Below are 19517 nucleotides of genomic sequence, written 5' to 3' on the forward strand. Positions count from 1 at the left end.
CGTGGCGATCGAAGATCACCCACCTGCCCCGGTGGTTGCGGCGGTCAGGTCGGCGTCGAATAGGCAGGCCGGGAGGCATTCGATCCAGCCCGCCCGGCCCCACTGTGTGCCGTTGGCACCAAGACCGAGCCCGGAAAGCTCACTACCAGCGCAGACGCCGATCACATAACCAAATTCGGCTGGATTGCTAAGGGGCCGGTGTCAGTAGTACCTATTCGGCTACGGATGCGAGCCGACCGCCGGATACATCATGCTTGATCTGCGGCGCCGCACAACTCATGGCGGCCGCGAAACCACCACACAGAGGTTTGCTGGACGTCATCTCCGCATGAGCCGGGTAAACCGACAGCTGAAGGCAGGACAGGGTTGATTTACCGACCCGACAACAATGTCGGACAGCATGCGGACGGACCGACCAGCACGGCGGCGGTCGATGGATATCGCAGAGGAGTTCACGGGACTCATCGTCTCTCGAATCCTGATGTCATCGCGGACCCTTCCGGTTACCGCCATGGGTGCGACCTCATCGCTGTTCTCGTCGATGGCTCGACCGGATCCGATCTCGCCGGAGACCATCTGCATGCGGCCGTGGACAACGCGAGCCGACTTCGTCGTTCGGCGGAGCGACCTCCTCGAAGATACAAGCCTCTTCGCAGCTTCGGCGATGGCCGTTCTCGTGGCCGGGCCGAGCTTTCTGCACGAGTATCGGTGCGTTGCAGGGAGTGTGTTCGCGCCTCGGATGGGCAATGGAATCCCAACCGGCGCCGAATCGTCCGGCGAAAGTATCGGACCAGCGGCTCGAACGCCTCGACCGATACCTGAAAAGTTTCCTGTTCGAACAACGTCGGCCGGTACCGAAGAGTTATACGAGAGGTATGGTCCCACGATGCAGCAAGTGCTGAAGAGGATGATGGCGACAATCGCGGGGGATGCCACCAGGACTTTCGGCCTTGCGAGCAGCGCTATCGTGCGAAATATGCGCCGATGCGCGCACTTCGGTTTCGAGTCGGCTCATGTGGTGACCGCAAGTAGTCAAGAAGCAAGTACGCTCTTTCGGAGGGACGGGACGTCCGAGCGGGAGGGCTCATCGCACGGCGGCTCTGCGAACAGGTCCGCTCATCCGAAATTCGGTAATCGCCCAGAGCGGATCATGTATCACTATACTTCCGACGAAGGTTTGAAAGAAATCCTGAGGAGCGGCAAGCTTCGCCCATCGCGGCGGGGACTCGATGATCCACCAGGGCAATTCCTGACAACGATCGAGCCGGGTACTCGAAGCGATGTAGATCTGGCGGACATCCTCGGCCTCGGAGTAAGGCTTTCCCACTACATAGCGATTGATGTGGCGCACTTGCCGAAGAGAAAGATCGTCGATATGGGCGACAGCACGAACTATCTGATCCGCAATCGCCGATCATTGCGCATCGACCGACTTGTCGTCGACGCCGGTGAGAACCCGGTCTTCCTTCCGTGAAAGGTCTCGTCGTTGCACAGGCGACCAGACCACGCGTGGTTCTCGAGGTTCGCAGGGGATTCGATCGATGTCGACCTGGAAGCTTTCAGTGGTCGGCCGGGCAGGTGCATCGCTCGCTGCGAGCGGCCCGGGGTGTCCTGGTCGTCCTGAAATATGCTGTTCTACATGAAAGTCCGCCGTCGTCGGGGTTGCGGCGCTAAATGGCCGATATCATGTTGGGAAACAGGGCTTGCAGTCTGATTTCGACTGCTCGCGACAGGATGTCGGCAGTTGCGGGCGACTACGCGCGCATATTCGCGAAACCTTCCGGAGTCGCGGGGCGAGAGAATCTTCCGTGGGCGGTGGCCGAGTTCACCGGCGCCGATCGATTTCGACAGTCCCGTACCGGCGAACCCAGTGCATCGCACAGGCTATCGCCCACGCATAGCGGGACGAGCGCCGGCGGCGACCGCGAACCCCGATGCGATAGTTCCGGGGGCGCCGGCTCCGGTGGTGGACCACCCGGAATGCGGGGCGGCGGACAGCACCCTGGCGATTTCGTTGTCACTCTTCCCAACGGAAAGAGATTGCAGTGCCGTACCGAGGGGCCGGAGGACGGGACACCGATAATCCAGATCCACGGAACGCCGGGCAGTCGAGTGGACACCGCCCCGCCCGAACTCCTCGATCGCGTGAACGTCCGGCTGATCACCTACGATCGCCCGGGTTACGGTGGCTCGGACCTACAGCCGGGGTTGATCGTTGCCGATTCCGCCGGGCATGTCCGGGCGATCGCCGACCATCTCGGGATCAGTGAATTCGCTGTCGTGGGTAGGTCGGGCGGCGCTCCGCACGCGGCGGCGGCAGCGGCCGGCCTGCCGGACCGGGTCACGCGGCTCGCACTGCTCGTCCCTCTCGCGCCGCCCGATGTGATGAAAAGTGGGTATTTCAAGGGAATGGACCAGCAGGCCGGATTGGACCTCTCGGCCTCGGACGATATCAAGATCGCGCAGAGTATAGCTGCGTGCGACGACAAGATAGCAAATTTCAATAATCACCCCACTGATCCGACAAAGATCATAGGTACCGACTGGGATGAACTCGGCGATAAGGATAGGGAGGTTGTGGCCAGAAACGCGGAGAGCCTCTGCGCAATGTACACCGAAGCTTTGAGGGAAAATGGAGCCGATGCTTGGAAAGAGGATGTGCGGACCAATATGGGCAGGCCCTCGGGGATCGACTTCGAGGCCATCAGATGCCAGACCATGATCTGGACCCCAGAAGGGGATGGACACACACCTTCCGCCCATGCACACGCGATCGCCGCAGCATTGCCGCAGGAGCAGGTGAAGGTGTATTCGGTGCCCAGCGGTGACGTCGGTCATCTGAGTGCTATCGAGATCAAGCCGGGTGCTTACGCATGGCTGTCCGGTCGGGAGGATCTGGCCCTCTTCCCGACCAGCGCATCCTCCGATCGTTTCACTGGGGCACCCATCCTCACCGACGTCGATCAGTGGACGAGGCTGTCAGGGCTCGACGCCTGGTGAGCCCGGAAGAGTGCTGCGTTACCGGTGGCCCTTGTCGACCTGCACGAGGTATGCAGCGCGCGAGTGCGGTCGAGCCGGGGCGGACACTGCTAGCGATCTTCGATCGCGCGGCCGAACGCGCTGAGGGCGGGTACGGCGCATTCTGCACCGCTTCAGGCCATGTATCGCACGGCTCGGCGCCGGCGGCACTGCGTCATCGATGGTCAGCAGTCGGGGCTCGGTCGATGCGGCGCGCCGGTCGAAATCCGTCCGCTCGATATGGTTCGGTACCGACAGTATTCTTTCGGTCATGGCGGCGAGAGCACGAGCGGGCCGACGCGTCGAGGTGAGTGATAGTTTCGTCGGCCGAGCCGATGAGCTGGATCGGATACTGGGTTTGATGATGACCTCTGCCCGGCTGATAACTTTGATCGGAGCCGGAGGGGTAGGGAAAACACGGCTGGCCGCGGAAGCCGTGCGGCACTATCATGAGGTTGAATCCGACCCGGTGTACTGGGTACGGCTCGCGCATCTTCCCCAAGAGGCTGGTCGCAGTGCGATTACCGACGAGATCGTTCGATCGGTGGCCGGGCCGGATGTTTCGGGACGTTCGGCATGGGATGCGGCGATCGCCGCGCTGTCTTCGCCGGAAGATACACCAGAGACTGCCTGTATATTAATGGTTTTGGACAACTGTGAGCATGTGCTGGCCGGTGTGGGTTCGGTTGTCGACGACCTGTTACAGGCGGTGCCGCGACTGACGATCCTTGCGACCAGCCGGACGGTCATCGGGTGGTGCGACGAATATGTGATCGAGCTGCCTCCACTGCGACCACAGGACGCGTCGCAGCTTTTTCTGCATCGCGCACAGGCTCTCGGTCACCCTCTGACCGGTGCTGTTCAACTGGCCACCGTGGATTCTATCTGCACTCACATGCAATATAATCCTCTATTCATTCGCCTGGCCGCTGCTCGGCTGCGGCGGCGAACGCTGAAGGGGATCCTCCAGGAGTTGCAGCGCGCGGGCGGGGACGATCAACGTATGAGCTGGAGCCACGGACCGAGTACGGCCGGCGATCGCAGGCATCACAGCATCGGTGATGTCATCGCATGGTCCTACGATCTCTGCAGCGAAAAAGAACGTCTCCTGTTCGAGAGGATGTCGGTTTTCGCTGCAGGTTATTGTGTGGACGGGGAGTGCGGTAGCACTGCGGTGGGGGCAGACCTGGAGGCGATCGTTTCGGTGTGCTCAGACATTTCGATCGCTACAGAAGACGTCGGTGCTGTCGAAGGATCTTTCACCCTGCATCTGTCCGGCGAAGAGATTCCGCAGTTGCTGGATCAGCTCGTGGACCGTTCTCTCGTCTCAGTGTATTTGAAGGGCGACTCTGCCCGGTATTCTTTGATGGAATGTCTGCACGTATTCTCACGGGACCGACTCAGAGCGCATCGCGCGGAAATCTCCGTTGCCGACGATACCGAATTAATGCGCCGACATCTGCATTACTACCACGATAGACTGCAGCGCGCAGCGGTTGAGTGGGTAGGCCCTCGCGAACGTGAGACCTTGGAATGGGTCCAAGCGGCTTGGCCGAATATCATGACCGGAGTTCAAACGAGCTTTGCCATCCCCGACGAGGCTCTTCTGGGACTGGATATCTGCAAGGCGATCCACGATTTTCCGGTACCGATATCTCACACGAGCTCTATACGGGAAATCCAATCCTGGACCGAACGCGCGTTAGCGAATTCGGCGGCGCTGCCGACGTGCTCGCTCCGTACCCGAGTGTCGGCCCAGGCGCTGGTCGGCTATGATCTCCTGCGTCGAGGCATGCTCGACGAGGCTGGGCAACTGCTTCGCGAATGCCTGACGGACTGCGGGCTTTCCGCGACCGAGCAAGCTGCACCCGAGCCGCGTTCGACTCTTCCTGAAGCGGTCGAATTCACTTGGGGAATGGTTTTGTGGACGGTATACCGTGATGATCGTGCAGTGGCGTTGCTGGCCAGTGCGCGAACCAAAGCACTGGCAAACTGTTCGCCCGGTTTTGCTGCGATTTCCGAGACGGCCATTGTGGGCGCAGCGGTCACCGTGCTGGACTCGCCGAAACATGTGCAGCAGTTGGTCGACGAAATGCTCGCCAGCGCTGTCCGGGACGGGTCATCGTGGAAGGTGGTATGGGCTTATCTTCTCAAAGCGCTTCTCGCACTCCAGCGCAGAGATCCGGCGAAGACCCTGGATCTCATCCTCGAAGCACAGGACCATCGGGTTCCCTTCGGTGACCAGTTCGCGTGGATCGCCCTATTGCAGGCATGGGCATGGGGCGAGACGATCGACAACTCCTCGAAGGCCTCCGATCGACGGCTGCTGGCCCGTCAGGCCGGCTATACGGCGCACCTGCTCGGAGCGCTCGATATCTTGCACGAAAGAATTGGCCTCGGGGTGCAGATTCTGTCCGAATTCGTCGCGCGCAACAATCGAACCACCCGCGCCGTTCGTTCGGTTCTGGGAGCTGATAATTTCGACAAGGCATACGCGGCCGGTCGGCGCCTGGCACCTCGGCTGAGCGAATTACAGAAGCTTCTCGAGTCGAACCCCGGATCCCATGAAGTAACACAACCCGGCTCGCCGTGGTACGCACTCTCACAAGCCGAACAGGCTGTGGCTGTCCTGGCCTCCGCGGGATCAACCAATGCGATGATCGCCGCGCGAAGAGGCACATCTCCGCGGACCGTGGAAGCGCAGTTGGCCGCAGTGCTACGGAAACTCGCGATCACCTCACGATATGACATACGGAAGTTTGTTCCGGACGACCGTCTACCCGAACTTCGTGAAGAAGACGAACGGTGGAACCGTAGTAACCGAACCGGACCGCGACGACCGAGAACCGCGCCCGGACCCAACCGCAAGGGCGCCTCCTGATCGAGGTTCCGACAGTAGTCTCGGAGGATTGCACGGAGTTCGGTGATCGAACAATGCCAACGTGATTTCCTGTCGTGATCGGGGTGGGACGGTTCAGCCGAGGGGGCCTGGTCGAACCGGCATATCGCCGAAGATGCTCCGGCGTGCCATCGGACGGGCGAGTACGTTGTGCGGATATCCCGGCGCGGTGGCGGACGCACCTTCGAGGCGGGCGAGATGATGGTCTTCGAAGGCCAGGTTCAGTGCGCCGAGGCTGTCGTCGAGGTGCGCGCGCGTCCGGGCGCCGAGGACAGGCGCTGTGACCCCGGGCCGATGCGACAGCCAGGCGAGCGCCACCTGCGCCGGTGACCGGCCGAGTTGCCGGGCGACCTGGACCACGGTCGCCGCTATGGACAGTGTCCGTTCGGTGAGGCCACCGTTGGCGTCGATCAGATCTCGGCGGGTATGTCCCAGTGTCGGTCGAGGGGAACTCGCGGGTAGATCGGCCTCGGTGTACTTGCCGGTGAGCACACCTCCGGCCAGTGGCGACCAGGCGACCACGCCGAGACCCAACTCGCGCGCCATCGGGAGCATGTCGTGTTCGGTGGTGCGTTCGGTCAGGTTGTATTCCAGTTGCACGGCGATGAGCGGTGTCCACCCGCGCAGATCGGCGATCGTTTGCATCCGTGCGATCTGCCAAGCGGGCGTGTTCGAGATGCCCATGTACAGCACCTTGCCCGCCCGCACCAGATCGTCCATGGCCCGCAGGATCTCCTCCGGTGGGGTGAGGTCGTCCCACATGTGCAGGTAGAGCAGGTCGAGGTAATCGGTACGGAGCCGGCGTAGCGAGGCCTCGACCGAGGCGATCATGTTCTTGCGGTGATTGCCGCCGGAGTTCGGGTCGACCGGGCGCCGCAGCAGGCTGTACTTGGTGGCCAGGACGAGCGCCTCGCGATCGGCGGCGGCGAATTCGCCCAGCCATTCCTCGGCGGTGCCGTTGGTGTAGTTGCCTGCCGTGTCCAGGAAATTGCCGCCCTGGGTGAGGTAGGCGTCGAAGATGCGCCGTGCCTCGAGCTTGTCGGCTCCCCAGCCCCAGTCGGTGCCGAAGGCCATCGTGCCGAGTGCCAGCGGCGAGACACGCAACCCCGATCTGCCCAGGGTTCGGTAGCAGTCGAGCGCATTCCCATTGTTGAAAATCGTTGTCATTGTCGTTTAGCGTAGGCGTGTTGAGTTCGCCGAGCAAGGGCTGGAGATGCCGACAACAGAAGATGAAGTGCGGCGCTGCGCCGCAACAGTTCTGGGGATGGATGCGGACGGCATCACGGGCCACCTTCCGTTGCAGGAATACGGGTTGGACTCTTTCCTCGCGGCGCGTCTGCACTTGCGTCTGGCCGAGCGGACGGGAATCCGGGTACCGCTGGAGTCGTTCGTGGGAGCCACCGTCGGGTCGCTGGCCGTGGAGGTCGACAAGCGCCGCGGTGGCGCTGGGACCGTGCAGCCCGAGATCGGTCTCGCGGTGTCACCTCCGGCCACCGAGTCGGTGACGGAGGAGGAGCTGACCGCCATCCAGGCCTCGTACTGGGTGGGCCGGGAAGCGGGTATGCCGCTCGGCGGAGTGGCCACCTTCTATTACTTCGAATTCGACCGTGATCCCGCCCGTTTCGTCACCGCGGACCCGCACGCCGAGATCGCCGCGCTGGAAACGGCATGGAACCACGTGGTGGTACGACACGATATGTTGCGCGCCGTCGTCACCGACGACGGCCGTCAGCGGGTACTGCCACCGGGACAGCGTTACCGGTTCGGGGTCGACGATCTGCGCGGCTCCGCCGACGATGCCGCCGCGGCGCTGGCCCGGTTACGGGATGAGAAGTCCCATCAGGTCCGCGATTGCGCGATATGGCCCCTCTACGACATCCACGCGACGATCCTGCCGTCCGGTGCGCTGCGACTGTTCATCGGTTTCGACATCATCGTGCTCGATATGGCGAGTTGGAACCAGCTCATGTGGGAGTGGGGTGAGCTGGTGGCCGACCCCGACATCATCCTCCCGCGCCCTGCGACGTCGTTCCTGCGAATTCTGCGTGATCGTCGCACCATCGACGAATCGCGTCGCCGCCGTGATCGCCGGTACTGGCAGGAACGTCTGCCTGCGTTGCCGCCGGGGCCACAGCTGCCCTATGCCGTGGCCCCGGCGGCCATCCACCACCCTCGCTTCCGCCGGCACGAGGCGCGATTGGCGCCGAAGCACTGGTCAGCGCTCGGCACGGCGGCGAAGAAGCGCGGTCTCAGCCCCACGGCGGTATTACTCGCGGCCTTCGGGGTCACGTTGGCGCGGTGGGGAGCCGGCGAAGCGTTCTGCCTGAACACCACGCTCTTCGATCGCCCCGACAGTGCGGAGGCCGAAGGAGTCGTCGGAGATTTCAGCACCACCGCCCTGGTCGAGATCCCCGAGGTGAACCCGGGAGGGTGGCAGGGCTTCGCCGAGTTCGCCCGGCGGGTCAATACGCGTTTCTGGGCGGACCTGGAGCATCGCTCGTACAGCGGCGTCGAGGTGCAGCGCGAGCAGGCCGCCGATCTCACCCCGCGCTACCCTGTTGTCTTCACCAGCGGTGTCGGGCTCGGTAGACCCGACGGCCCGGCCGCGGGCTGGTTGGGTGACGAGACGTTCGGAGTATCGCAGACACCGCAGGTCATCCTCGACCACATCGTCTGGGACGAGGCGGGTGGTCTGCGACTGGCCTGGGATGCCGTCATCGAGGCATTCCCACCGGATTTCGTGACGCACATGCTCTCCGCCCACGAACGCCTGCTGCGTCGACTGGCCGAGGACGAGGACGTGTGGGACGCGGTCGACCTCGGCTGGAACCCCCATTTCGAAGGGGTGCGGCCGCTGCCGGACGGTCTCGGGACAGGGCTGCTCGCACAGCCGCAGCACCATTGGACCGACACGCGGCCGGATGCCACCGCGGTGGTGACCACCGCGGGACCGCTCACCCACGGTGAGCTGGCCGCCCGGGCGCGCGCGGTAGCGGGCAGGCTCCTCGCCGCCGGTATCCGTCCGCACGATCGAGTGGCCGTCGTCGCGGCGAAGTCCGCAGAACAGATCGCTGCTGTGTACGGGACATTGTGGGCGGGAGCAGTGTTCGTGCCGGTCGAGCCGGACTGGCCCGCCACGCGGATCGCCTCGGTCTGTCGCCGGGCCGGAATTGCGCACGCCCTGGTCTCCGGCGTTGCCGAGCTGCCCGAAGACGTCAGGGTCCATCCGATCGACGACCTGCCCGCGGCGGTCACCCTCGCCGAACCCATAGCTGTCGCGGACAGTGAGCTGGCCTATGTCATCTTCACCTCCGGATCCACAGGGGAGCCGAAAGGTGTCGCGATCGAGCATCGTGCGGCCCGGACCACGATCGACGATATCAACGACCGCTTCGGTATCGGACCGGACGACCGGGTCCTGGCACTGTCGGCGCTCAGCTTCGATCTATCGGTATACGACCTGTTCGGTGTGCTCGGGTCCGGCGGGGCGCTGGTGCTTCCGGACGCTGACCGGCTGCGCGACCCCGGCCACTGGTGCGAACTGGTGGGCGTCCATCGCGTGACGGTGTGGAATACCGCGCCGGCGCTCGCCGAGATGCTCGTCGAGTACGCCGAGGCCGATCCCGCGGCGGCGGCGCGGCTGCGCTCACTGCGCGTCCTCCTGCTGTCCGGTGACTGGATACCGCTGTCGTTGCCCGAGCGGCTCCGAGCGGTGATCGGCGAGCACGTGCGAGTGATCAGCCTCGGCGGCGCGACCGAGGCCGCCATCTGGTCCATCTGTTACCCGGTGCGGGAGGTGCGGTCGGAATGGACGAGTGTGCCGTACGGGAAAGCGTTGCGTGAGCAGTTCTTCCTGATCCTCGACGAACAAGGGAACCCCTGCCCCATAGGTGTACCCGGCGAATTGCACATCGGCGGTGCGGGGCTGGCCCGCGGGTACGTCGGTGACGACCAGCAGACCGCCCAGCGGTTCATTCACCACCCGCGGCTGGACCGGCGGCTATATCGCACCGGGGACCTCGGCAAATGGCGGCCGGACGGGACCATCGAGTTCCTCGGCCGCGTCGACCGGCAAGTGAAGGTGCGCGGCCACCGCATCGAACTCGGCGAAATAGAGGCCGCGCTCGCCCGGCATCCGGCAGTGCGCCGATCGGTGGCCGCCGCGGTGCCGGGGGCAGACGATCGACCGCAATTGGTCGCTTACCTGGTCGCCGGTGAAACTCCCTTCGATACAACGGAACTCGCCGAGCACGCCGCACGCCTGCTACCGCGTTATATGGTGCCGTCCCGCTGGGTGACGGTCGAGGCACTGCCATTGACCTCGAACGGAAAAGTCGATCACTCCCGGCTACCGAATCCCTTCCGGCGGTCCGCCGCAGCACAAGAGCCTCAATCACCTGGCCGGTCCCGTCCGGATACACCGGAGACGACCCCCGGCAGTGGGCCGGTGGCCCCGCGCATCGCACCCGGAGTACAGGGAGCGGTGTCCTCGCGAGTTCCTCTCGACACTGCGGTCACCCGGGACGTCGATGCCAGAGGTTTCCCGGACACTTCCGGCATCGCCGCCGACTCGACCAGCCCACCCGGCGACCACTGGCTGTTGTCTGCGGCGCGCGAAGCGGAAGCCCTGGGGGTGACGGTCACACTGCGGCTGGAGGCTGCCGTCGGCGCTACCGCCGCCGACGCCGGCGACTGGGTACGCCGGCTGCATACGGCAGCCACAGCGCACGGGGTGAACGCCGAGGCGCAAGTGGGGGACACCGCCGAGCTCGTTCTGCGCCCTCCGGCGAAGCCGGTCTCGGCCGACCGCGCCCGGACCGAAGCGATGGTCACCCAGGTCTTCACCGAGCTGCTCGGGCCCGAGCCGGCGACGACCACCCCGTTCCACGATCTCGGCGCCACGTCTCTCACGTTGGTCCGTGCTCACCGCAAGCTGCGGACACTCACCCCGATGCTGACGGTGCCGGACATTTTCCAACTCGGCACGATCCGGCGATTGGTGGACTGGATCGTCGAACACACCACGCCGGGTATCCCGGCGCGCGAGACCGTGACCATCGATCTCACCGGCGCCGCGGCCCGCGGTCGCCGTCGGCGCGCACACCGATCGAATGCGAGGTTCGCCGATGTCGTTCACTGATACCGTGCACCGGCTGCGCGCCGCCACAGCACGCGCGGCCGACCGCAGACAACGGTTCAGCGCCCGGACCGAACACCGGCCGGGCACCCCCACCGAAATGCGGGTACGCGTCGGCCGGCACATGTTCGTGGTCGACGAACCCGTCCCGGCCGGGGGCACCGATGCCGGACCCGACCCGATCGGGTTGGCGTTGGCCGCGCTCGGTGCCTGCCAGGCCGTGACCTACCGGTTCCATGCCGCGCGCCTGGGCATCGAGATCACCGCGCTCGCGGTGGATGTCGACGCCGAGGTGGATCTCGGTGGCGTTTTCGGGCTCACCGACCCCGCACAACCCGAACGTATCCGGGTCCGCGCCAGGCTGGCCGGACCCGACCCTGCCCGCTATCACGAGCTGCATCGGCTCGTCGAAGCATCCTGCCCGGTGCTGGCCATGACACAGGGCCGGTTGATCGTGGACTCGGAACTGGAGATCGAATCGTGAACGACGACAATGCCATCGCCGTGGTCGGGATGGCCTGCCGATTCCCGGGTGCACCGGACCTCGCCGCCTTCTGGGACCTGATCGCTTCGGGACGAGAGGGCTTGACCAGGTTCGACGATGCCGAGCTCGCGGCCCGGGGAGTGCCCGAGGATGTGCGCGGGCACCGACACTATGTCCCGGTCGGGGCGGTCATCGACGGCCAGGACCGCTTCGACCCGGAGCATTTCGGTATCGTCGGCCACGATGCCGCGCTGATGGATCCGCAATTGCGGTTGCTGCTGGAATGCGCATGGGACGCGCTGGGCGACGCGGGGCACCGCGGTGGTGCTGGCGGGGGCGCTGTCGGCGTCTTTACCGGGGCCTCGCGCAGCGACTATCTCGACCACAACCTCGTCGCGTATCGGACGGGCGCCGAACGGGACCCGCTGGGCCGCCTGCAAGCAGAGACGGGCACCCTCACCGATTACTTTCCGCAGCAGATCGCCTACCGTCTCGGTCTGACCGGCCCGGCAGTAGCCGTGCAGGCCACCTGCGCGACCTCATTGGTGGCGGTGCACGTGGCGGCGCAGGCGCTGCTGGGGGAAGAATGCGATACCGCGTTGGCCGGGGGTGCGTCGCTGATCGTTCCGCAGGGGCGGGGTTACCTGCACGTGCCCGAGGCGATCTTCTCCGCGGATGGGCACACCCGGGCATTCGGGGTGGACGGCACCGGGATGGTGCACAGCCAGGGTGTCGGCATGGTGGTGCTGCGACGCCTCGCGGATGCGCTCGCCGACGGTGACCCCGTCTATGCGGTGATCCGGGGCAGCGCGGTGAACCACGACGGCGGCGGCAAGGCGGGTTTCACCGCTCCCTCGGCCGCGGGTCAGGCACGAGCTGTGGCCGAGGCGCTGGCGGTCGCCGATATCGGAATCGATGCCGTCGATCTCATCGAGGCACACGGTACGGCGACCGCGTTGGGCGATCAGATCGAATTATCCGCGCTGGCCGCGGTATTCGGTGAGCGGACAGCGGCGGAGCCGATCGCCCTGGGGTCGGTGAAGAGCAATATCGGCCACACGAACAGTGCGGCCGGTATCGCATCCCTGATCAAAACGGCGCTCGCGCTGTGGCATCGACAACTCCCCGCGACATTGCACGCGCGTCCGGCTCATCCGGAGCTGGAACGCCTCCGCGGGCTTCTCGAACCTATCCACCAGACCCGGGACTGGCCGGAACGTCACGGCACCCGTATCGCCGGAGTCAGTTCGTTCGGCATCGGTGGCGTCAACTGTCATATCGTGCTCGAGCACGCGCCCGACCAGGACGGACAAGGCCAGGAAGACCCGCGCGCACAGCTGCTGCTCGCCTCGGCCGCCGGAGAAGGAGCTTGTCGCGCCCAGCTCGACCACGCCGGCACCGTCACGGCGGCGGAGCGAGCCGATTACGCCTACACGGCCTCGAGCGGCCGACATCCGGATTCCGGTTGGCGGGGGGCCGCTGTCCTGACCGACACACCGGCGGGCCTCCACCCGGTTGCCGTCGGCCTGATACCGGACGGCCGGCCCGATATCGTCTTCGCTTTCCCCGGCGCGGGCGCGCAGTACCCGGGAATGGGCGCCGGTCTCTACCGCGACGAACCGGTCTTCGCCGAATGGATCGATCGGTGCGCCGAAGCCATGCGGCCGGTGCTGGACTACGACATCCGCGAGATCGTCACCGGCCGTGCCGGGCGGCACGATGTCGACGATATCCGCTACGGTCAGCCCGCCTTATTCGCGGTATCTCTGGCGACCGCGGCGACCGTGCGCGGTTACGGGATCGAACCGGACGCTGTGATCGGCCACAGCCTGGGCGAATACGCCGCCGCGGTGGTCGCCGGTGTCCTCGATCCGGCTGACGCCGCTCACCTGGTCGCGGTGCGGTCCCTGGCGTTGGCCGCGGCGGCACCCGGTGCGATGCTGGCTGTCGCGCTCGCCGAGGAGGATCTGCGTACCGCGCTGACCCGCTACCCGGAACTCGCGCCGGCCGCGGTGAACGGGCCGACCGCATGTGTGGTCTCCGGTCCCGTCGCGATGATCGACGCGTTCGCCGCGGCGCTGGGGCGCGCCGCGATCCAGTGCAGCCGGTTGCGCGTCGACGCGGCGCTGCACTCACCGGCAGTGGCCGCCGCGGTCGAACCGCTGCGAGCGGCCGCCGCATCCGTAGCCTTCGCACCGGCCACGCTGCCGTTCTTCAGCACGGTGACCGGTCGTCGGGTCCATACGGTCGACAGCGAATACTTCACCCGGCACCTGCGGGAGCCGGTCCTGTTCGCCTCCGCCCTGCGGACCGCCACGACCTCGGGTCCTACCAGTGTTGTCCAGGTGGGACCTGGCAGCGCACTCGCCGCGCTCACGCGCCGCAACGAACCTTCCCGGCTGGTCAGGGCGCTCACCACGCTGCCGGATGCCGAGGAGGAAGCGGGCACCGACCGCGCGGTCATGTTGTCGGCGATCGGACAGCTGTGGTGTGACGGAGCGGATATCGATGTGGCGGCGCTGCACCGCCGGCGTCGGCGTGTTCGCCTGCCGGCCTATCCGTTCCAGCGCCGCCGTATCTGGATCGACCCGCCCACCGCCGCCGAAGTGGCGGCACCTGCCGGAAGCGGCGACCTCGCCGACACCACAGCCACGCCACCGGCAAAGATGGTGATCGTCTCCGAAGAAGACCTCCGGCCCGACCTCGCGACGGTCGGCGCCCGAGCTTCGGACACCGCCGGGCACGCGCACACCCCATGGCCGACCAACCCCACGCCGTCGGTGCCGAACGGTGCCACGACGACCGCGGATCACGGCGATGTGACAGAGCTCGTCGCCCGCCCCCATTTCGCGCGGCCGGAGGAGGATGCCGTCGCCGCGCTGTGGGCGGAGACGCTCGGTGAGACCGTGGCCACCCCCGAGGCCGATTTCTTCGCGCTCGGCGGCACCTCCATGCTCGCCACCCGCATGCTCGACATTCTCAACGAGCGCGAACACACCGATATCCGGATGCGGGAACTGCTCTCGCACTCGACCGTGGCGGATTTCGCCACACTTCTACGGGACCGCCGACCCGCCACGGCAGCCGGAACCGGATCACCGTCGCCCACGGTGACACGCGTCGATATTCCGGTACCGGAGGTCCCGGCCGTCTCGTCTGCCGAGGACCCGACATTTCCGCTCACCCGGGTGCAGCACGCGTACTGGGTGGGGCGGTCGGGTGCATTCGGCCTGAGCGATGTGTCATGCCATATCTATCTCGAATACGACTGCACGGATCTCGACCTGGGCCGTTACGAACAGGCGTGGAACCAGGTCATCCGGCGACACGAGATGTTGCGCGCCGTGGTCACCGAGGACGGCAGAAATCGTATTCTGCCCCGAGTTCCCGATTTTCGGATCCGCCGTCACGACCTCACCACCTCGGCTCAGGAAGCGCGGGAGGACACGCTCGCCGAATTGCGGCGTCGGCTCTCGCACCGGGTGCACCGGCCCGACCGTTGGCCCCTGTTCGATGTGCGGGCCGCGGTATTGGACTCCACCACCACCAGGTTGTTCATCGGCATCGACGCGCTGATCTGCGATGCGGGCAGCTTCCTCGTCCTCGATCGCGACCTACGGATGTACTACACCGACCCGGCCTCGGAGCTGCCGCCGCTGCCGACCCGGTTCACCGACTACGTGGCACATACCGAGGCTCGTGCCGATTCGGCCGACCGCCACCGGGCGGCCGCGTACTGGCAGGAACGGATGGCCGAGTTGCCCGGCCCGCCGAACCTGCCGACGCATACGCGCACCCAGACCCAGCCCTGGTTCGGCCGACGGGAGGCCCGCCTCGCGCCCGCGGAATGGCAGCGGCTGCGCAGCCTGGCCGCCGAACACAGTGTGACCCCGTCCGCGGTGCTGCTCACCGCTTATGCGGATGTGCTCGCCGCCTGGGCGGGGGACGACCGGTTCACCCTGGCGCTGACTCTGATAGACCGGCCGGTGGCCCTGCCCGGTATCGATTCCGCGGTCGGCGACTTCACCACCCTGCTGGCCCACGAGGTGGACCGCACCGGTGCGGGGTCGTTCACCGAACGCGTTGCGCGCACCCAGCGGCAGCTGTTCGACGATATCGATCACCGCGAATACTCGGCCCTGGATGTGCTGGCCGAACTGTCCACCCGCACCGGGCAGCGACGGCTGCTGCCGGTGGTGTTCACCAGCGCCCTCGACGTGGTCGAACTGGTCGGCGGCGCACCCGATCTGGAGTGGGCCGGCCGGATCGTGCACGGAGTGAGCCAAACTCCGCAGGTGTGGCTCGACCACCAGGCATTCGTGCACGCCGACGGCCTGCAATTGCAGTGGGATGTACTCGAAACCGTGCTCGATCCCGTGGCGGCCGATACTGCGTTCGCCTCCTACGTGGAGTGGTTGCGCCGGCTCGTCGCGGACCCGCAGGCGTGGACCGCCGCCGATGCCGGCGCGGCCCGAACGGGCCAGGACGAAGAGGTCACCGAGGTCGTCGGTGACATCTGGAATCAGGTGCTCGGGCTGGACCCCGGAGTGGTGCGCCCCGACTCCACTTTCGTGAGCCTGGGAGGTGACTCGGTACTGGCGGTCCGGATGGCCACCATGGTCCGCACCAGGCTCGGTGTCGCGGTCCCTGTGGCGGATCTCGTGGGCGATCTGTCCTTCGCCGAACTGGCGGTACTGATCGACGAACGCCGCGCCGGTGTCTCGGCCACCGCCGTCGAACTGGTCCGTCGAGACGATCCGGCCGCGCCCTTCCCGCTGACGCCCTTGCAGCAGGCGTATTGGGTGGGCCAGCAGCACGGATACGCCCTGAGCTACGACTCGGCACACAACTATGTCGACTTCCGGCTCTCGGGTATCGATCCCAGTCTCTTGGACACGGCGGTGCGCCGGCAGGTGGAGCGCCAGCCCATGCTCCGGGCGGTCCTGCTTCCCGACGGTACCCAGCAGATACTGCCGGACGATGATCCGCGACTGTCCGCGCTGCCCATCACGCATCTCGATATGCGTGATGCGAGCATCGGCGAGGTCGATCGGCAACTGGCCCGGATTCGCGCCGCACTGCAGCGTAGCGGTCCGCGGATGGACCCGTGGCCGTTCGCCGTGACCGCCGTCCGGCTACCCGGTGACGAGTTGAGCCTGCATATCGTGTGCAGTCTGCTCGTGGCCGACGGGTGGTCGGTGCAGTTGATGTTCACCGAGCTGTTCACCTATCTCGACGACCCGAACACGGTACTGCCGCCACTGACCGCCCACTTCGGCGACTATGTCGAGACCATCGCGCGCCAGCGCGACGAGCCCGAATGGCAGGCACAGCGTGACTGGTGGTGGGAGCGGATCGACGATCTGCCGCCGGCTCCGGCCCTGCCCTTGGCGGTGCCGTTCGACCAGGTGAGTCCGGAGGCACTGGAACGCCGGGAATTCCGGGTGACCGGTGCGCAGATGGCGGTCCTGCGCAAACACTGCGCCGAGTACAACATCACACCGACAGCTGCCTTCGCCACCTGCTGGACCCTCGCCCTGGCCCGGCTCGCCGGGCACCGCCGGTTCCTGCTGAATGTGCTGTACCTCAATCGGCTGCACCTGCCCCGCGATCTCGATCACGCCATCGGTCCCTACGCGGGTACCGTGCTGCTCGATATTTCCCTGCCCGAGCGGCCGACGTTCCTCGACGCTGCCCGGCATGTGCAGGAAGCCACCGCCACGATGCTCGACCACGGGCAAGTCGCCGGCGTGGAGGTATTGCGAGAACTCGCCCGGCGCCGACGCGACACCACCCCGCAGGCACCGGTCGTCTTCCACAGCACCCTCGGGCTCCATCCACCGGGTGGCACTCCGGACACGGTGGAGGTCCGCCAGTTCTATCAACGCGTGCGCACACCGCAGGTGGCGCTGGATATGCAGGTATTCCAATGGGATTGGGATGATTCGGTAGCGGTGAATCTGGATGCTGTCGCGGAGCTGTTCCCCTCGGGCGTGCTGGACACACTGTTCGCGGACGTGTGCGATAACGTAACCGCGCTTGTCGAATGGCCGGACACCTGGCTGGCGACAGTGAACGTGCCCCGGCCGGCACAACCGGCTCGGCGCAGCGACGCCCCTGCTGTGGCGCCGGTCGGTGGTGCGCCCGCGACCGGTACCGAACGGGCCATCGCCGAACTCTGGCAGCGGATTGTCGATATCCCCGGCGAAATCGACCGCGGCTCCGATTTCTTCACCGTCGGAGGAGACTCCGTCACCGCCATCCGCATGCTCAACCGGCTGCGTGACGAACTGGGCCTGGTGGTGACACCCCGCGAGTTCCTCGCCGATCCGACCTTGGCCGCCGTAGCCTCCGTGGCACGCCCCGAGGCGCCGCGGCCGCCGGTTCCGCGTGACTGTCTGGTGCCGTTGCGCGATGGCATCGGTCGGCCGTTGTTCCTGATCCACCCCACGGGCGGCGATGTCCTCTGCTATCTCGACCTGGTGCGGACGCTCGATACCCGCGGACCGGTGATAGGAGTCCAGGACCCGGAGCTCGCCGGAGCGCCGGGGCCGGAAACCATCGCGGAGATGGCGCAGGTGTACGAAGCGGTGATACGGGCCGAGCAGCCGGTCGGCCCCTACCGCATCGGCGGCTGGTCGATGGGCGGAATCCTCGCCCATGAAGTCGCTCGGCGCTTGCGTGCCGCGGGCGCGACCGTGGAGGCGCTGGTCCTCATCGACTCGAACATCGCCGATCGGATCCACCACGTCGACGGCGCCCGGTTCTGGACGCGCTACCTCGGGTCGCTGGCCGCGTTCCTCGATCTGGAGATCGGCACCGATATTGTCGATGCCGAGTTCGATCGCAGCCCCGACGAACGACAACGCGCCGAAATCCGGAGAAGACTCGCGGCCGCCGGGCTCGTCGATCGCGCGAATCCGGCCGACCAGCGGCTCAAGGAAGACATCTTCCGCCGGCATCTGCGGGCACTCGGTAGTCACCACACCGGGGACCTGGACGGTGACGGACTCGAACTGTTGCTCGTGCGGGCTGATCTTCCGGCCCCGCACAACTCCGGCGTCGGGATGGGTGTCGACGACTGCGGTGACCTGTCGGACCTCGGGTGGGCCGCATACACCGGCGTCACCATCGACAACAGGCCGGTCGCGGCGCACCACTACGCGCTGCTGCGGCCGCCGGCCGTCGCGACGGTCGCCCATTTGATCTCGGAAATGCTGTCCGGACTGAACGATTCGGAGAAATCGTGACCGACGATTATGCCGCGGCTGCGGAGTTCTACGACCTCATGGCCACCCCCTATGTGGCCGCGGTAGAGCCCGTGCTGACCCGGTTGCTGTCCGAAGTGGACACGATCGCCGGCCCCGTGACCGATATCGGGGCGGGCACCGGGCTGTCCACCGTGCTCGTCGCCGAGGCCCTGCCGGACGCCCGGATCGTGGCGGTCGAACCGGCGGCCGCGATGCGGGCCGTGCTGCTGTCGCGCCTGGCTGCCCGCCGAGACCTGCGCGAACGGATCACAGTGCTACCCGGCGGGTTCCTCGGGACCCCGCTGCCGCAGCAGTGCGCGGCGGTGGTGGCGCTCGGAGTGATCGGGCATTTCGATACCGCCACCCGTCCGCGGGTATGGGCCGCGATCGCCGCCGCGCTCGCCGCCGGCGGTGACGCGGTGGTCGAGGTGCAGCGCCCCGGCGTGGTCGAGGCCTCACCGGAACGGCGCTACACCACCGCCCGGGCCGGTGACCTGCGTTACGAGGGCTGGAGCCGGGCCGATCCGGTGGACGCGGAGTCACTGATCTGGCGGATGACCTACCGCACCTACCGAGGTGAAGACCTGATGCAGGAAGTCCACACCGAACACCACGTCTGGCCGGCGGATGCCGATCGGCTGACCGCCGAGGCGCGCACAGCCGGACTACGTCGGGTCGACCTCGACGAGGCGACCGGTCTGTTGCGGTTCACCCGCTGATATCCACCCG

The 19517-nt window shown here is 66.2% G+C and carries 8 protein-coding genes; 7 read left to right on the top strand and 1 reads right to left on the bottom strand.

Annotated elements, in window-relative coordinates:
• The first annotated feature begins 886 nt into the window (after positions 1-886).
• From ACQPYS_RS11260 to ACQPYS_RS11270, 3 genes are all read left to right on the top strand, one after another.
• A complete protein-coding gene (locus tag ACQPYS_RS11260; protein WP_433492537.1) occupies positions 887-1474 on the top strand; it encodes an HYD1 signature containing ADP-ribosyltransferase family protein in 588 nt (195 codons plus the stop codon).
• Between the two features lie 506 nt (positions 1475-1980).
• The gene (locus ACQPYS_RS11265; protein ID WP_433492538.1) at positions 1981-3000 is read left to right on the top strand and encodes an alpha/beta fold hydrolase; all 1020 of its coding nucleotides are present in this window, start codon (positions 1981-1983) and stop codon (positions 2998-3000) included.
• 199 nt (positions 3001-3199) lie between these two features.
• Entirely contained in the window at positions 3200-5899 is a 2700-nt protein-coding gene (locus tag ACQPYS_RS11270; RefSeq protein ID WP_433492539.1) for an ATP-binding protein, read from the top strand.
• Between the two features lie 93 nt (positions 5900-5992).
• On the opposite strand, the gene ACQPYS_RS11275 is transcribed toward ACQPYS_RS11270, so the two are convergent.
• Positions 5993-7084 carry an aldo/keto reductase gene (locus ACQPYS_RS11275; protein ID WP_433492540.1) on the bottom strand — a complete coding sequence of 364 codons (1092 nt, stop codon included), beginning with the start codon at positions 7082-7084 and terminating at the stop codon, positions 5993-5995.
• Positions 7085-7130: 46 nt separating this feature from the next.
• On the opposite strand from ACQPYS_RS11275, the gene ACQPYS_RS11280 reads away from it, so the two are divergent.
• From ACQPYS_RS11280 to ACQPYS_RS11295, 4 genes are read left to right on the top strand one after another with little or no spacing between them, the layout of a single operon-like run.
• Positions 7131-11057, top strand: coding sequence for an amino acid adenylation domain-containing protein (locus ACQPYS_RS11280; RefSeq protein WP_433492541.1), 3927 nt, complete (start codon positions 7131-7133; stop codon positions 11055-11057).
• Positions 11044-11538, top strand: coding sequence for an OsmC family protein (locus tag ACQPYS_RS11285; protein WP_433492542.1), 495 nt, complete (start codon positions 11044-11046; stop codon positions 11536-11538). The genes ACQPYS_RS11280 and ACQPYS_RS11285 overlap by 14 nt, the downstream gene beginning before the upstream one ends.
• Positions 11535-18788 (top strand): condensation domain-containing protein, encoded by a 7254-nt coding sequence (locus tag ACQPYS_RS11290; protein WP_433492543.1) that lies wholly within the window; start codon positions 11535-11537, stop codon positions 18786-18788. The genes ACQPYS_RS11285 and ACQPYS_RS11290 overlap by 4 nt, the downstream gene beginning before the upstream one ends.
• Complete coding sequence (locus ACQPYS_RS11295; RefSeq protein WP_433492544.1) at positions 18785-19507, top strand: class I SAM-dependent methyltransferase; 723 nt, start codon at positions 18785-18787, stop codon at positions 19505-19507. The genes ACQPYS_RS11290 and ACQPYS_RS11295 overlap by 4 nt, the downstream gene beginning before the upstream one ends.
• Positions 19508-19517 lie beyond the last annotated feature (10 nt).

This window comes from Nocardia grenadensis, assembly GCF_050942415.1.
In the GTDB taxonomy this organism is placed as follows: domain Bacteria; phylum Actinomycetota; class Actinomycetes; order Mycobacteriales; family Mycobacteriaceae; genus Nocardia; species Nocardia grenadensis.

Excerpts from the sequence above, each read along its gene's own strand:
- ACQPYS_RS11275 (WP_433492540.1), bottom strand. The coding sequence starts at position 7,084 with ATGACAACGATTTTCAACAATGGGAATGCGCTCGACTGCTACCGAACC.
- ACQPYS_RS11265 (WP_433492538.1), top strand. The coding sequence starts at position 1,981 with ATGCGGGGCGGCGGACAGCACCCTGGCGATTTCGTTGTCACTCTTCCC.
- ACQPYS_RS11260 (WP_433492537.1), top strand. The coding sequence starts at position 887 with ATGCAGCAAGTGCTGAAGAGGATGATGGCGACAATCGCGGGGGATGCC.
- ACQPYS_RS11270 (WP_433492539.1), top strand. The coding sequence starts at position 3,200 with ATGGTCAGCAGTCGGGGCTCGGTCGATGCGGCGCGCCGGTCGAAATCC.
- ACQPYS_RS11285 (WP_433492542.1), top strand. The coding sequence starts at position 11,044 with ATGTCGTTCACTGATACCGTGCACCGGCTGCGCGCCGCCACAGCACGC.
- ACQPYS_RS11280 (WP_433492541.1), top strand. The coding sequence starts at position 7,131 with ATGCCGACAACAGAAGATGAAGTGCGGCGCTGCGCCGCAACAGTTCTG.